13 protein-coding genes are annotated in these 15,178 nt (G+C 36.3%); 7 read left to right on the top strand and 6 right to left on the bottom strand.

Features of this window, described 5'->3' with window-relative positions; all coding sequences use genetic code 11:
• The first annotated feature begins 4 nt into the window (after nucleotides 1-4).
• From ACN5J7_RS07890 to ACN5J7_RS07875, 4 genes are all read left to right on the top strand, one after another.
• Nucleotides 5-631, top strand: a complete 627-nt coding sequence (locus ACN5J7_RS07890) for a DUF2459 domain-containing protein (RefSeq protein WP_311939898.1) — start codon at nucleotides 5-7, stop codon at nucleotides 629-631.
• Between the two features lie 4 nt (nucleotides 632-635).
• A complete protein-coding gene (locus ACN5J7_RS07885; RefSeq protein WP_311939900.1) occupies nucleotides 636-1,208 on the top strand; it encodes a GDYXXLXY domain-containing protein in 573 nt (190 codons plus the stop codon).
• A 51-nt stretch (nucleotides 1,209-1,259) separates the two neighbouring features.
• Entirely contained in the window at nucleotides 1,260-2,138 is an 879-nt protein-coding gene (locus ACN5J7_RS07880; protein WP_311939902.1) for an alpha/beta hydrolase, read from the top strand.
• A 70-nt stretch (nucleotides 2,139-2,208) separates the two neighbouring features.
• On the top strand, nucleotides 2,209-2,919 hold the full coding sequence (locus tag ACN5J7_RS07875) for an alpha/beta hydrolase (protein WP_418603473.1): 711 nt from the start codon (nucleotides 2,209-2,211) through the stop codon (nucleotides 2,917-2,919).
• A 1-nt stretch (nucleotide 2,920) separates the two neighbouring features.
• Here the strand turns inward: ACN5J7_RS07875 and ACN5J7_RS07870 are convergent, their stop codons facing one another.
• From ACN5J7_RS07870 to lysS, 3 genes are all read right to left on the bottom strand, one after another.
• On the bottom strand, nucleotides 2,921-4,975 hold the full coding sequence (locus ACN5J7_RS07870) for a response regulator (RefSeq protein ID WP_311939906.1): 2,055 nt from the start codon (nucleotides 4,973-4,975) through the stop codon (nucleotides 2,921-2,923).
• A gap of 274 nt (nucleotides 4,976-5,249) precedes the next feature.
• Nucleotides 5,250-6,554 (bottom strand): amidohydrolase family protein, encoded by a 1,305-nt coding sequence (locus ACN5J7_RS07865; RefSeq protein WP_418603471.1) that lies wholly within the window; start codon nucleotides 6,552-6,554, stop codon nucleotides 5,250-5,252.
• Between the two features lie 334 nt (nucleotides 6,555-6,888).
• Nucleotides 6,889-8,580 (bottom strand): lysine--tRNA ligase, encoded by a 1,692-nt coding sequence (gene lysS / locus ACN5J7_RS07860; protein ID WP_418603470.1) that lies wholly within the window; start codon nucleotides 8,578-8,580, stop codon nucleotides 6,889-6,891.
• Nucleotides 8,581-8,848: 268 nt separating this feature from the next.
• On the opposite strand from lysS, the gene ACN5J7_RS07855 reads away from it, so the two are divergent.
• Together ACN5J7_RS07855 and lipB are read left to right on the top strand one after the other, a co-directional pair.
• Nucleotides 8,849-9,007: a YqaE/Pmp3 family membrane protein gene (locus ACN5J7_RS07855; RefSeq protein ID WP_081997675.1), complete on the top strand. Its 159-nt coding sequence runs from the start codon at nucleotides 8,849-8,851 to the stop codon at nucleotides 9,005-9,007.
• 95 nt (nucleotides 9,008-9,102) lie between these two features.
• The gene (lipB, locus tag ACN5J7_RS07850; RefSeq protein WP_418603469.1) at nucleotides 9,103-9,810 is read left to right on the top strand and encodes a lipoyl(octanoyl) transferase LipB; all 708 of its coding nucleotides are present in this window, start codon (nucleotides 9,103-9,105) and stop codon (nucleotides 9,808-9,810) included.
• A 3-nt stretch (nucleotides 9,811-9,813) separates the two neighbouring features.
• Here the strand turns inward: lipB and ACN5J7_RS07845 are convergent, their stop codons facing one another.
• The gene (locus tag ACN5J7_RS07845; RefSeq protein WP_311939917.1) at nucleotides 9,814-10,194 is read right to left on the bottom strand and encodes a putative zinc-binding protein; all 381 of its coding nucleotides are present in this window, start codon (nucleotides 10,192-10,194) and stop codon (nucleotides 9,814-9,816) included.
• Nucleotides 10,195-10,580: 386 nt separating this feature from the next.
• Between ACN5J7_RS07845 and ACN5J7_RS07840 the strand changes: the two genes are divergently transcribed.
• Nucleotides 10,581-11,075, top strand: a complete 495-nt coding sequence (locus ACN5J7_RS07840; protein WP_418603468.1) for a hypothetical protein — start codon at nucleotides 10,581-10,583, stop codon at nucleotides 11,073-11,075.
• Between the two features lie 35 nt (nucleotides 11,076-11,110).
• Here ACN5J7_RS07840 and ACN5J7_RS07835 read toward each other — a convergent pair whose 3' ends face one another.
• Together ACN5J7_RS07835 and ACN5J7_RS07830 are read right to left on the bottom strand one after the other, a co-directional pair.
• The gene (locus ACN5J7_RS07835; protein ID WP_418603467.1) at nucleotides 11,111-12,550 is read right to left on the bottom strand and encodes a sulfatase; all 1,440 of its coding nucleotides are present in this window, start codon (nucleotides 12,548-12,550) and stop codon (nucleotides 11,111-11,113) included.
• A gap of 63 nt (nucleotides 12,551-12,613) precedes the next feature.
• Nucleotides 12,614-15,112: a M14 family metallopeptidase gene (locus ACN5J7_RS07830; protein ID WP_418603466.1), complete on the bottom strand. Its 2,499-nt coding sequence runs from the start codon at nucleotides 15,110-15,112 to the stop codon at nucleotides 12,614-12,616.
• Between the last annotated feature and the right edge of the window lie 66 nt (nucleotides 15,113-15,178).

Raw genomic sequence — 15,178 nt, 5'->3', positions numbered from 1 at the left:
AATATTGAAATTTATTTTATGGGTTTTGGCAATTCCTGTAATGTATCTTTTGATTTCATTGGTGTTAACTTTAATTACCGCGAATAAAAATAACGTTAGTTTAATTACAGAAAAGACGATATATTTAAGTACAAACGGTGTGCATTTGGATATTGTAATTCCTGTAAGTGATGTTGACGATGCCTTAAAAAAAGGGCTTAAAATGAAATCTGAAACATACTTGTCTTTTGGTTGGGGCGACGAAAATTTTTATTTGAATACACCAACATGGAATGATTTGACCTTTAAAACGGCTTTTAGTGCCATGTTTTTAAAAGGTAACGCATTGATGCATGTAACGCGATATTCGGGGAAGAACCCAAAATGGACGATTGTTAATTTGAACGAAAAACAATTATCTAAACTTAACAGCTATATTTTAAACGCTTTTCAATTTGATACAGATGGAAATAAAATCATTTTAGAAAATAAAGGCTATGCTTTTAACGACGATTTCTATAAAGCCAAGGGCAGTTATTCAATTATAAAAACCTGTAATACTTGGGCGAATTCGGCCCTTAAAACAAGTGGTTTAAAAAGTTGTTTTTGGACGCCGTTTGATTTTGGAATTATCAATAAATATAAAAACTAAAAACATGAAAACCATATACATTTTCATACTATTTGTAGTTGTAGCAGTGGCACAATTATTCGTTCCGGCACAAATGATTTTTAACCAAGAATCGATTATTAAAACCGGTACTGCCTATAAATTTAAAACACAGCCTGTCGACCCCAGCGACCCGTATAGGGGCAAATACATTACCCTCAATTACGAGCAAAATACATTTATAACAACCGATTCGCTTTGGGATAGACAAGATAAAGTTTATGTGTATCTCGATACCGATAGCTTGGGTTTTGCAAAAGTGGACACGGTTAGTAAAACGCCTTTAATTTCAGATAGAGATTTTATTGTGGGCGACGTCTGGTGGTACAATAAAAGAGAACAAAAACTAAATTTCAACCTGCCATTTAATAGGTATTACATGAAAGAAACCAAAGCTTATGATGCCGAGGTTGCCGTAAGAAACAATCAGCGCGATACTATTCAAAATACAACCTATGCGTTGGTGTATATTAAAAATGGCGAAGCGGTGTTAAACGATGTGGTTATCAACGATATTTCTATTAAAGATTATGTTGAAAAAGAGGACGATAAACAATAGACCGATTTATTGTATATTAGTAATCTAACGTGTTTTAAACGGATTTTTTAAATGCCATATTGGTTACATACGCTTATAATTGTCTTGGTAATTTATATTGCAATAAGTATCGCTTTGTACTATTTGCAGGATTATATGCTGTTTAAACCAGAAAAACTTCCGAAAGATTTTCAGTTTAATTACGAAAACCAGGATTTTGAAGAACACAATCTTGAAACCCGCGATGGTGCCGTAATAAATGGGATTCTTTTTAAGCCCAAAGGTAAACCCAAAGGCATTGTTTTGTACCTAAAAGGAAACTCGAAAAGTATAAAAGGTTGGGGCAAATTCGCCGTCGATTTTACACGGCATGATTACAATGTTTTAATGGTCGATTATCGCGGTTTCGGAAAGAGTACGGGCAGACGCTCACAAAAAGCCATTAAACGCGATTTACAGGAAGTGTACAATAAAATAAAGGAGCGCACAACCGAAGATAGAATTATACTTTATGGGCGTTCGTTGGGCTCGGGTTTTGCAGCAAAATTAGCCTCAATGAACAATCCTAAAATGCTCATTTTAGACGCGCCATATTACAGTTTAACCAAGGTTACGGCACGCTATGCGCCATTTATGCCCTTGAGTGTTTTAATAAAATACCCGTTGCCAACCTATAAATGGTTAAAATATGTGCAATGTCCCATTCACATAATCCATGGGACAAACGATACGTTGATTCCGTTTAAAACCAGTATAAAATTATCAAAGGTCAACCCTAAATTAACCAAGCTGCATTCGGTAATTGGCGGCGGTCATAAAAATTTAAACACTTTTGAATCGTACCATAAAATGATTCATAATATACTTAACCAAAAACCACTCGACATCGATTTATCAACCACAAGCATTCATGTTAAACACAGCTCGAAACCCACGAAAACAAAAGTTTAAAAAAGCAATTTTAATCCTACTAAGTATCTATATTATGGTTGGTTCTCTATTATATTTTTTACAAGAAAAAATGTTGTTTTTTCCAACCGTTTTAGAACAGGATTACGTGTTTGAGTTTTCGAAACCTTTTGAAGAGTTGTTTTTAAAAACGGATAACGATGTAGTTATAAACGCCATTCATTTTAAAACTGAAAACCCAAAAGGTGTTATTTTGTATTTCCATGGAAACGCAGGCGATTTATCGCGTTGGGGATGGATTGCTGAATATTTTGTTGAAAGGCAATACGATGTGTTGATAATGGATTACCGAACCTACGGAAAAAGCACCGGAAAGTTAAGCGAACCAGCATTGTACAACGATGCACGGTATTGTTATGATTATTTAAAAGCACGCTATGCGGAAAAAGACATAACACTTTACGGTAGGTCCTTAGGCACGGGAATAGCAGCGTATTTGGCATCGCAGAGCGAACCCAATCAGCTTATTTTGGAAACCCCGTATTACAGCATTACCGATGTGGCAAAAACCAGATTCCCGGTGTTGCCCGTTGAAACCTTGTTAAAATACAAGTTGCCTACACATCAATACCTTGAGGAAGTTAGTTGCCCCATTACCATATTGCACGGAACAGATGATGTAGTAGTGCCCATTTCTTCAGCTGAAAAGCTTTTAAAATTGCATAAAGAAAATTTGAATTTTATTTCGATTGACGGTGGTGAACATAATAATTTAATTGAGTTTGAGGCTTATCATCGGACCATAAACAAAGTGCTTCCTTAGTTTAATTGTTGCTAAAATAAAAGTGTAAAAGCTTGTAGATGTTTTCTTTTTTAAAGGGTTTGGATATGTAGTTATTCATGCCATTTTCCAAAGCTCTATCTATGGCTTCTTTGGTAACATTGGCCGATAATCCAAAAATGATAACATCCTTACTAAGTTTTCTTATTTCCTTGGTGGCTTCCCATCCATCCATTACGGGCATGTGAATGTCCATGAAAATAAGTTGGTATGTTTTTGTTTTAAATTTTTCCAAAGCCATTTTTCCATTTTTTGCAGCATCTGAATTTATGCCCAAATCTTCAAGGAATTTTTTTAGCACTATAATATTTAGATTATTATCGTCAACGATTAAAACATTTAAATCTGTAAAAGCTACATTTTTTAAATCGGCCGAAGTTAATTGGTAGGTTTCTTTTTGCGCGATAGGAAATGTGACATCAAATTCAAAATTGGTCCCCACATCTGGAATGCTGCTTACAGATATTTCGCCACCCATCATTGAAATAAAAATTTTGCTAATGGCCAACCCAAGGCCACTGCCTTCGAACTGTTTTTTTATGCTGTTTTCAACCTGGGTAAATCGTTCAAAAATGGTATTTATTTTGTTTTTTGGTATGCCGATGCCGGTATCTTTGATGGAAATGTTTATTTTCAGTTGGTTTGTATTAACTATGGTTTCGCTGTATGTTAGGGTTACGCCACCGGAGTTTGTAAACTTTAGTCCATTTTTAATAATATTGCCTACGGCTTGAAGTAATTTGCTTTCGTCGCCAATAACGCTGATGTTATGGGGGTTATTGAAATTTCCTTTTAGATATAATTCCTTTTTAATGAAAAGAAACTGATTTACTTCCAACAATTCTTTTATTTTTTCCGAAGGGTTAAAACATACCTTTGCCAACTCTATTTGTCCGGCTTCAATTTTTTCGAAGTCCAAAATATCATTCACGATGCTTAACAAATTGTTAGAAGACTTACCCATTAAATCGAGATATTCCTTGTCGGTTTCGTTTAATTTACTGCCCTTTAAAAGCTCAATAAAACCCAAAATAGCATGAAGCGGCGTGCGTATTTCATGGCTCATATTAGATAAAAACTCCGATTTTGCTCGTGACGCTTTTTCCGCTGTTTTCCGTGATTTAATTAGTTTTTTATTGGTTTGTGAAAGCTTAAAATTTGAGTTGAGTGCAAGTTTTGTACTTTCCCTAGCTCTTAAATAAAAATAAACGAGCAAGCTTATTAAAACACAAAATATCAAGCCAACAACAAGAGATAAATTGGTAATGAATTTTCCTTGTGCTAAAATCAGTTCTTTATTTGCCGATACATGTAAAAGCCATTTTTGGTTATCTAAAACGTCTACTAAAATGCTGTCTTTATAAGTAACGTTATCTTTGGTTTTAAAATGGTTATGCGCGTTTAGTTCATAAAAAAGCGTACTTTTATCGTCCCAAAATTTTATGGTATAGCGGTTTTCTAAATTGGCAGCCAACTTATTAAAGTTTTCTTTAAAGTCCATTCCGGCAGTAATTGTACCTTGAAAACGGTCTTGAAAATAAACTGGAATATCAACCAAAAAGGCATTGCCGCCTTGTGTTAAATTCGCCCATTGGGTTATATTAATTGAGCCGTCTAAACTATGATTAATCCATTCATCTCTGCGGTATTCAACTTTTGAAATGTCTAAATTAATCACGTTCTCATTGCCTTTTAAAGGATTGATTTTCCTTATTACCATACTGCTATCAATCCATTCCAGAAATTTATAGGATGGATTTTGCTCTATCAGCATGTTGGCGTCCTTTTCCCAGTGCTCTAGATAAGCACCGTTTGTGAATTCAATTCTGTTTTTTAGATTTTCAAGATGAACAATATCGGCTTTTACAATGCTTTTGAATTCTTTAGAAACAAGGTTTCCGGTTTGGAGTACATTTTCCTTAACTAATTTGTCATCATTTTTTTGAGCCCGATTCCATACGGCAAAAACCATTAAAGCTGTTAGTGTAAATGATGCTATGGTAAGTAGAACATTTCTGTTTTTTAGGTTTTTAAGCATTGCTTTATTAGTTTGGGGCTAATGTGAGAGCAGTTTTTAAGCCAATTTTGATGATTGTAAAAATAGAATTTTTAAAATGATTGTAACGGTTAATTTAAGGGGGCAAAACTATAAATAATATTTAAAACTATCAATTAAAGTTTTAGATTTATAAACTGTTGGAGCCGGCAATATAAGTGTTTAATGTTTTTATGGCTATTGAATGTAGAAATAATGGACATTTAATTCGCTATGAACGGATTGCTTACAAATAAAAAAAACTTCAACAAATATTTTATTGTTTAAAAACCTTGCCGTCTTTCATTACAAAAGTAACATGCATTAGAGTAGAAATATTTGTTAATGGATTTTCATCAACAGCAATAATATCTGCTATTTTTCCGGAAGAAATCGTTCCCAGTTTATCAGACATTCCCAATAATTCTGAAGCCGTAATGGTTGCCGATTTTATGGCCTCATTTTCATCCATTCCGTATTTAACCATAAGTTCAAATTCTCTGGCATTGGTTCCGTGAACACTAACGCCGGAATCTGTTCCAAAAGCAATTTTTACGTTTCCTTTTAAAGCTCTTTTAAAGGACGCCTCGACAACGGGACCGACTTGACGAATTTTATCTGCAATGGCAGGTGGGATATTTTTGTTAACCTTTAACTCTTCGGAAACCGAAACACCTGCCAACAAAGTGGGCACTAAATACGCACCTGTTTTATTGAATAATGCTACGGATTCATCATTTAAATAAGAGCCGTGTTCAATAGAGTTTACACCAGCCCTTAAAGCGGCATTAATGCCATTTGCTTCATGGGCGTGTGCTGCTACTTTTCTGCCTAAACCATTGGCGGTTTCTACAATGGCGACCAATTCCTCATCGGTAAGTTGCTGTCCAACACCAGCTGCAGTATTGCTTAAAACGCCTCCTGTAGCCGTAATTTTAATAACATCGGCACCTTGTTTTACAAGCTCTCTAACGGCTCTTCGGCAATCGTCGGCACCATCGCAAACACCAACCCGTTTTTCAAAAGCATTTAAAATTTCAGGTCTGTAACCATGCGCATCGCCGTGTCCGCCCGTAGCGGAAACCGCGCCAGTTGCAGCAATAATTCTTGGGCCATGAATGTCTCCCTTGGCTATCGACCTTTTAATGGAGTTTATAAGCTGATAATCGGCACCTAAATTTCTAACGGTTGTAAAACCGGCCATAAGCGTTTTGTTAAGAAAAGGAATAGACCGAAAGGCAAAATCCTCATCATTAAGCGTTGTCCATTCATGTGGATTGCTGTTGGGGTTTCGCTCTTGAGTAATGTGCGTATGTAAATCGATAAAACCAGGTAATACGAACTTGTTTTTTAAATCGATAATGCTCACGGTTGAATCGGGTAACTTTAAATCCGATGCGCCGATAAAACCATCTCTAACGTTTTTAATGATACCGTTTTCAACAATAATGCTTTTATTGGTTTCGGCCTTGCTTCCAGGGTTTGCCAATAGGGTACCGGCATGAATAATGGTTGTGTTTTGTGCATGGGTCAATAAAGAAAAACACAGCGATAGAGTTAAGCATAGTATGAGCTTTTTCATTGAAGTTTTATATTAGTTTCGATGGCTATTAAAAAACGAATAATTCCCCTAAAGATAGTTTTTTTATTGTTTTCACCAAAAGTTAACGACACCGCAGCTCTTAAAATTTTAACAAGTTATTTCCCAGTTCTTAAAGAAAGCATAAAACTGAAGTTTTAAGCGTTAAACATTTCTAAATAAGCATGATTTTTTAAGTTATTTGTCGTCAATTTGTGCCGAGGTTAGTTAGTAATACTTCATATTAAAAAGGTTAGTTAAGTTTAGTTAGTTAAAAAGCCCGTAATTGAAAAATCACGGGCTTTTTTTATTTTATAAAATCTTGTAAAAAGGAACGTTAAACGAGCTCAACAAACAAACCATCATCTGTTTTTTCAACTTTAGCCAGCTTGTTTTTAGTCAATTCCTTAATGGTTTTGTCCCATTTTTTATTCGATAAACCCGACTGTGTTTTTAAATCGTTTAAATCCAAAGTCTCTGCTTTTTTAAGTATTTCTAAAACAGCTTTCCCATCATCGCTCAGGGCAACCGCTTTTTTCTCCGGTCGCATTTGCGGAAAGAATAAAACCTCTTGTATCGATTGGTTATTGGTTAAAAACATAATCAGTCTATCCATGCCAATGCCCATGCCCGATGTTGGAGGCATGCCATATTCTAAAGCACGTAAAAAGTCGTGATCTATAAATTCGGTGGCTTCGTCATCGCCTTTTGCGGCAAGTTTTAATTGGTGCTCAAAGCGCTCGCGTTGGTCTATAGGGTCGTTCAGTTCTGAATAAGCATTGGCAATTTCCTTACCGCAAACCATCAGTTCAAAACGCTCTGTTAATTCAGGATTGTCGCGGTGCTCCTTACACAACGGACTCATTTCTTTTGGATAATCCGTAATAAAGGTAGGCTGTATATAATTGCCTTCGCATTTTTCGCCAAATATCTCATCAATAAGCTTGCCTTTGCCCATGGTGTCGTCAACTTCAACACCTAGGTCTTTTGCAGCTTGCCTTATCTCGCTTTCCGTTTTTCCGGTAATATCATACCCTGTGAAATGTTTTATGGAATCGGCCATCGTTACTCTGGCATACGGAGCCTTAAAATCTATTTCGTGGTTGCCAAAAGTGGCTTTTGTAGTACCGTTTACGGCAACGGCACAGTGTTCCAACAAACGCTCGCAAAAGGCCATCATCCAATTGTAGTCTTTATAAGCCACATAAATTTCCATGGCAGTAAACTCAGGGTTGTGGGTTCTGTCCATGCCTTCGTTTCTAAAGTTTTTAGAAAACTCGTAAACCCCATCAAAACCACCAACAATCAAACGTTTTAAATATAATTCGTTCGCAATTCGCATATACAAAGGCACATCCAAAGCGTTGTGGTGAGTTACAAACGGACGTGCCGCAGCACCACCGGGAATAGGCTGTAAAATAGGCGTTTCCACCTCAAAATAGCCAGCGTCGTTAAAAAAGTTACGCATGGCATTAAATAGTTTGGTGCGTTTTACAAATACGTTTTTTACATGCGGGTTCACCACTAAATCGGCATAGCGCTGTCTGTAACGTTGCTCCGGGTCGGTAAAGGCATCGTAAATTTTTCCATCTTTTTCTTTGGGTAACGGCAGGGGTTTTAAAGCTTTACTTAATAGCATAAAATCTTTAACTTTCACCGTTTTTTCGCCAACTTGTGTGGTAAACAATTCACCTTCAATGCCAACAAAATCGCCAAAATCCAAAAGCTTTTTAAACACCTCGTTGTATTTTGTTTTGTCTTCGCCTGGGCAAATTTCGTCCCTGTTAAAATACACTTGTATCTTGCCTTCAGCATCTTGTAACTGCGCAAAACTCGCTTTTCCCTGTACTTTTATAAGCATCAATCTTCCGGCAATAATTACTTTTTTGCCTTCCTCAAATTCAGCCTTTACCTGTTTTGAGGTATGGTTTACGGGATACAAATCCGCTGGAAACGGATTAATGCCCATTTCACGTAATTTTGCTAACTTTTCTCTTCGTACAAGTTCTTGCTCTGATAATTGCGACATATTATAATTGCTGTGTGTAAATTTTTAATGCGCAAAGATACTATTAAAACCGCTCTTTTAAAATTAATTTTTTGGGCGTTACCACAACCCTTCGGCTGCGCTCAGGGCAAGTGGTCGGGCTATCCGCTACAATCTTTTTGCTCGTGCCTCGCAAAAAGGATTTTCACTACTATCCCTAACGCAGAAAGCCTGCACTGAACGCAGTCGAAGTGTAACAAAAAACATATTTTTGCGTCAAATAAGTAAATCATCAATTAAAAAAAATCAAATGAGTTTCTGGAGAGTTTTACTGTCTATTATTTGTCCGCCTTTAGCCGTTTTAGATAAAGGTTGTGGCTCTATTTTAATCACTTTTTTACTATGGCTTTGTGGCTGGGTTCCGGGTGTTATTGCTGCACTGGTAATTATTAATAATCCTAAAAATTAGTATCAAGTCTGTCGTATTCAGTTTGTAATTTGTTTTCTGCTTCCGTCATCGGTCTTCTGTCGTTTTTCACATAAATTATTGTAATTTTGCAGTCTATGAACAAAACTATAGAACTGCAGGATTTAGGCCATAAAGATTATAAGCAAACTTGGGATTATCAAGAGCAATTGTTTAAAGGTATTGTAGACACGAAAATTAAAAATAGGCGCGAAGAAGCGGGTTTAAATACCCAAAACTATTTCCTTTTTGTTGAGCATCCGCATGTTTATACTTTGGGCAAAAGCGGCGATTTGTCAAATTTGCTATTAAGCGAAGCGCAACTTTCCGAAAAAGGCGCAACATTTTATAAAATTAATCGCGGTGGCGATATTACCTATCACGGCCCAGGACAAGTGGTTGGCTATCCTATTTTAGATTTGGAAAACTTTTTTACAGACATTCATAAATACCTGCGTTTTTTAGAAGAAATGATAATTTTAACCTTAGCGGAATACGGTTTAAAGGCAGAACGTAGCCCTGGCGAAACAGGTGTTTGGCTTGATGTTGGCACACCCTTTGCTCGTAAAATTTGTGCCATGGGCGTTCGGGCGAGCCGTTGGGTAACCATGCACGGGTTTGCATTGAACGTAAACGCTAATTTGGGGTATTTCGATAATATCATACCCTGTGGTATTCGCGGAAAAGCAGTAACCTCCTTAAACGTGGAGTTGGCTCAAAAAACAGTTGATGAAACCGAGGTTAAAGAAAAACTTTTAAAACATTTTTCCAATCTTTTTGAGGCTGAGTTTTATAACAAAATTTAAAGCTTAATGCTCTATGTTTTTTATTTTTTCAGCAATAAGGTGGTAGGTTTCCATTTCCTGTTCCAATTGTAATTTGCTGTCATTTTTCTTTTTAAAATCGTAATCCGTTAAAATAACATGTTCGGTTGGCTCAACATTTATACCCTTTAGGCAATGTTTGGCACATTGTAAAACACAGCCGTCTATGGCAATAATAGGTCTGTTGGATTGTGCTTTTTTAACCAAAGGCTTAACCTTTCCGCCTATGCCTGCGATACAGGACATTTCGGCTATACCATCAGCATTGGCTTTCAATGCTATGTCGTTTGCTAATTGGGCCACATTGCTACAACCTGAGCAAGAATAAATTAAGGGCTGTATTTTTTTTTGATCACTTTTTGTCATAAACCATAACCATTTATCGCGGTACTGAACTTTTTCGGCGAAATTTCACGATACAAAAATGATTATAACAAGAGTGATATAAAATGATAAATGTCATAATATAAACCTGTAAACGATTAAATTGAAGTTGCGTAAAGCTTTAGGGTTAAGTTGGTTAATTGCTGTAGTTTATTAATGTCTTTTTAGAACAAACAACGATTTTTTTATAATTTCGATTTTGGACTAAATGTAATTTCTATTTTAGGTTATTTCGATTCTAATACGCTCTGTGGTTTCGAGGAAAAGTAGTAACTTTCTTGAATGTAGAGTTGGCTCAAAAAACAGTTGATGAAATTGAGGCTAAAGAAGAGTTCCTAAAATTTTTTTTGAGGCAGAGTTTTTAAACAATGAAAATAAAACGCTTTTTTAAAATACTATTATTGATTTGTTGTTTGTTGCTTACTTCAATGTCAATTGCTTTAATGTATTCAGTTATAATTGTTGAAAAAGGTTCTTTTGAATATAGCATGTTAATTCCTTTGTTAATGGTTCCTACAGGTGCTTTAAGTGTAATTTATCATTTTAAAACTTTTAAATATTATAATTTCACTTTTAATACAAGTATTATAAAAGATGTTGTTTTATGGGTTGGTAATGTGCTATTTGCCATATCCACTTTTTTAATGGCTTTCTTTATGTTGTATTCAATTTATAGCTTAAATAAAACAAAACTAAGCTCAGAATTATATTCTATAATTATATTTTGTGGTATTATTTTTTTAATAGTTGTATTTCTAATTATTGAAGAAATATGGCTTTATAAAAGAATTATTAATACCAAAGAGCAATCTAGATTATCTAATATTGATGGTATTAAAGGTAATATTGATGACAAAATTTAGTTTGCGATTATTGAATATTATCTAATAAGTAAGTTTTAATCGTTAGAATATACAATACCCAAATCGTTAGTTCTAATAGCTTTTAATTTCTTGGCAAGTTTCTTTTTAAATTGAGCGACAACCTTGGCATATTCCGGGTTTTCGGCTAAATTGGTATATTGTTTGGGGTCTGTTTCCATATCAAAAAGCTCAATGCCCGCTGAGGCATCTTCGTTATATTGAATATAAGCCCATTTATCATTCCGCAATAAAAAACTTTTTCCGCCTTGCGATACACTAAAGGCCATATCCCGAACTTTCTTTTTGGGGTTGTCAATCGTTTTTACCAAACTTTTTCCTTGTAAATGTTTTGATGGTTTTAAACCCGCTAATTCGGCAATGGTAGGGTACAAATCCAATAATTCAACAAAAGAATGACAAACAGCGGCTTTTTTACCGGGAACTTTAATGATTAACGGTACGCGAACAGACTCTTCGTGCAAACTCACTTTCATCCAGAAGTCATGCTCGCCTAAATGGAAGCCGTGATCGGAAGTGAAAATAACAATGGTGTTGTCTTCCAACCCTTCATCTTTAAGCGTTTTAAGCACTTTCCCAACTTGTGCATCCATATAGGAAACCGATGCGTAATATGCAGCCACAGCCTTTTTTTCTTGCTCTAAACTCATTTTTGCATTAAGGCTCGTTATGTAGTTTATGCCTCGTTTTGGTATATCGTCCCAATCGTCATCAACTTTTTTGGGTAAAATGACTTCGTTAAAAGGATATGGTTCAAAATACGATTTTGGCGCCACAAATGGCACATGTGGCCTTACAAAACCCACCGCTAAAAAAAAGGGTTTGTCTTTGTGTTTTTTAATAAGTTCTGAGGCTTTTTTGGCCGTTTTTCCATCGGAATGCACTAAATCGTCACCATCAGCTTTTACAATCGTCATGACGTTTCCGCCCTTTCTTTCAATTTTGCCATCAGGATTTCCTTGAACCAATTCGGCACCGCCATCGGCTTTCCATTCGGGGCCAAGGCTGTTAAAACGTTCGGTCCACGAGGCTTCATCATCTTGCCCGTTCGAGCCGGTTTCGATATCAATAGGAACACCCATGTGGTAAATTTTGCTTACCCGTGCGGTATAATAGCCGTTTTCCTTAAATAGCTGTGACCATGTTTTTCGGTCGTGACCTATATTTTTTCTACCGCTAACATAGCCAAAAGTAGTGGTGGCATTGGGGTAATAACCAGACATAAAAGAGGCTCGGGACGGACCGCAAACCGGGTATTGCGTATAGGCTTTGGTGTACCTAACGCCTTCTGAGGCTAATTGATCAATGTTTGGTGTGTAGCATGCTTTGTTTTCGTACGATGACACTGCTGTTGCCGTTAAATCGTCTGAAATAATAAACAATATATTGGGCTTTTTTTCTTGGGAAAAGACACAGAAACTTAGCAGAAAAAACACGGAATAAATAAATGGTTTCATAGTTTATTTCTTATAAGTTAAAGTCATTTTAGAGCTTTGTTTGAAACTTAAATACAGTAAAAACTACAGCTCGACCGCATTGTTATTTACAAAGAAAATGGCGTTTGCAAAAAACAGTTTTCCGTTTTCCCAAAAACTTCTAAACATTACATCGTCAACCATATAAATCATGCTGCCTTTGCCAATTCGTTCTTCTCCAAAAATTAAAGTGTTGTTTAGTTTTTTTAAGGCATTGCTTCCTGCAAACCCCGAGACTTTAGTTGGATTGTTATCTAGATAGGCCACATTAAAATGGTTTTTGCCCAATAGTTTGTAGGCGCTACTGCTAACTTTAAGTGACAGGTAATTGGTATCGTAACCAAAAGCCAGGGGATGTGTGTTATCGACTTTTGTTTTAAAAATAGCCCCGGAAATCAGGTTTTTTATAGCTTCGCGTTCTCTATCGGCGTAGGGTATTAAGTTGTTGCTATCCTCGTCTTTTTTGTCGGTTTCACTCTTTTTTATATTAAAACCATTTTTGCCCGTAAAAGCATTTAGGGCGTTGCCTATGGCGATTACTTTTCCGCCACTGGCAACCCACGATTTTAATTTTTCTAAACCTTTGTCGTTCAAAATACTTGAATAATATCCGTTGGGAATAATAAGAACATCAAATTTATTTAGGTTCAAACCAGCAAAATTTTCTGTGTTTATGGAAGTAACCGGGTAATGTAATTGCCTTTCAAAAAAGTACCAAAGTGCGCCGTAATTTAAAGATGAGGTGCTTTTACCGGAGAGCATTGCAATTTTTTGTTTGTTAACCAATTTAATCTCGGGCGAACCAAAATCGGGACCATCTGTTGAAAAACCGGATTGCGCAGTGGTTAGTTTTCGGTTGTGTTTGTTTGCTGTGTTTACAACAATATTATCGAAATCATCCACTTTTTTGTTATCGCCCCTAACAATAATCAAAGAGCCGCTGTTAAAAGTTTCTCCTTCGGTTTTTAATGGCTTTTCGGTAAATCTTACTTTTATATTTTGATTTAATAAATCGGCTAAAAATTTAGCGTCTTTTAAATGGTTCCACGTTACCAAATAACCCGTTGCGGTTTTGCTGATTGTATTATTTATTGCGGCTTGCAGTATTGTTTTTGTGGGTACTATGTTTTTACTTGCCACGGCATTTAGCCCGTAAGCATAAGGTAAACTCCAAGCTGTAATATCGTAAGTGATGGAATCGCTTAATTTGGTGTTTGGCTCAAAAAGTACTTTTACCATTTTGCCTTTTGGTTGATTGGTGCTCACCACCAAATCTTTTGATGTGGTGTTTATTTGCCCTTGGGAAGATGTATTATAATGGTAACCGCTAACTTTTCCGCCTTGAGCGAAACCATAAGAAATCTCGTGTTTGTCCAATAGATTTTTTAACGATTCAATGTTATCGGTATCGCCCTGCATTACATAGCTTTTATATGTTAAGTTTGAATTATCGAAGAATTTTTTAAACTCGGTATTTAATTTTTCAGCATGTTTGGAAGCTATTTCAACGGTTGATAAACCCGCTGTGGTGTGATGAGCAATTCTATCGATAAGCGTTAAAATAGCGCCTTCATCATTTAAAACACCCAATCCTGCACGCCCATGTCCAGCTTGCTCGTATGTCATGCCAATGGCGCCCATGTATGTAGGATACGTGTCGCCATAGCTGGGATAGAGTAAGTCGAAACGTTCTTTGGTAAAATAAAGCCAACCCGCTTTATCGAAATATGTCGCATGGTTTTTACCAATTTGTGTTTGGAAATCGCGTTGCCAATTGGTAATTATTTCATGAAAAGGTTCGGCAGCCGGCGCAAAATAGTAAGGCTCGTTAATGCCTTGTTCATGAAAATCCACATGAATATGGGGCAACCACTTGTTGTAAATTTTTAATCTAGAGGCCGACTCGATTTGGGTTGCCCACGCCCAATCTCTGTTTAAATCGAACAGATAATGGTTTGGTCTTCCACCGGGCCAAGGTTCATTATGTTCGCTGGCTTGTTGGTTTATATCGTATGGTGTACTTGCTGTTGTGTTGTACCAATTAACATAGCGGTCGCGGCCATCTGGATTTAAGCACGGATCGATAATAACTACGGTATTTTGCAACCAGTCTTGTTTTTCGGTTAAAAGTTGGTAAAGCGTTTTCATGGCCGCTTCGCTACTCGACGCTTCGTTACCGTGTACGTTGTAGCTTAACCATACAATGGCAATATCGGTTTTGGTTGGAGTACCGGCATTCACACCGGTGTTTTTTAAGTTGTTTTGCCGAATGGTTTCAAGGTTTTGCAAATTTTCTTCAGATGAAACGTAAGCAACCATTAGCGGTCTGCGTTCGTAAGTTTCGCCATACTTTTCAAGTTTAACTTGGTTTGGAAGTTGGTTGGAAACCTGTTTAAAGTAATTCACCACTTGATGGTGTCTGGAAAACTGAGTGCCTAAATCGTAGCCTAAAAACTCTGAAGGTGATTGAATGTTTTGAGAATTGAGGTTAAGGGTAAATACCAAGAAAGTTAAAAACAGAAAACGACTTAAAAAATGTATCATAAAAAATGACTGTATAAATGAGCCGCTAATTTACTCAATTTATAAATGCTTGCCTAACGTAAAAAT

It is taken from the genome of Hwangdonia sp., assembly GCF_048381975.1.
Lineage (GTDB): Bacteria > Bacteroidota > Bacteroidia > Flavobacteriales > Flavobacteriaceae > Hwangdonia > Hwangdonia seohaensis.
The sequence above is the reverse complement of the archived record's forward strand: the minus strand, read 5'-3'. Positions and strand labels throughout refer to the sequence as shown.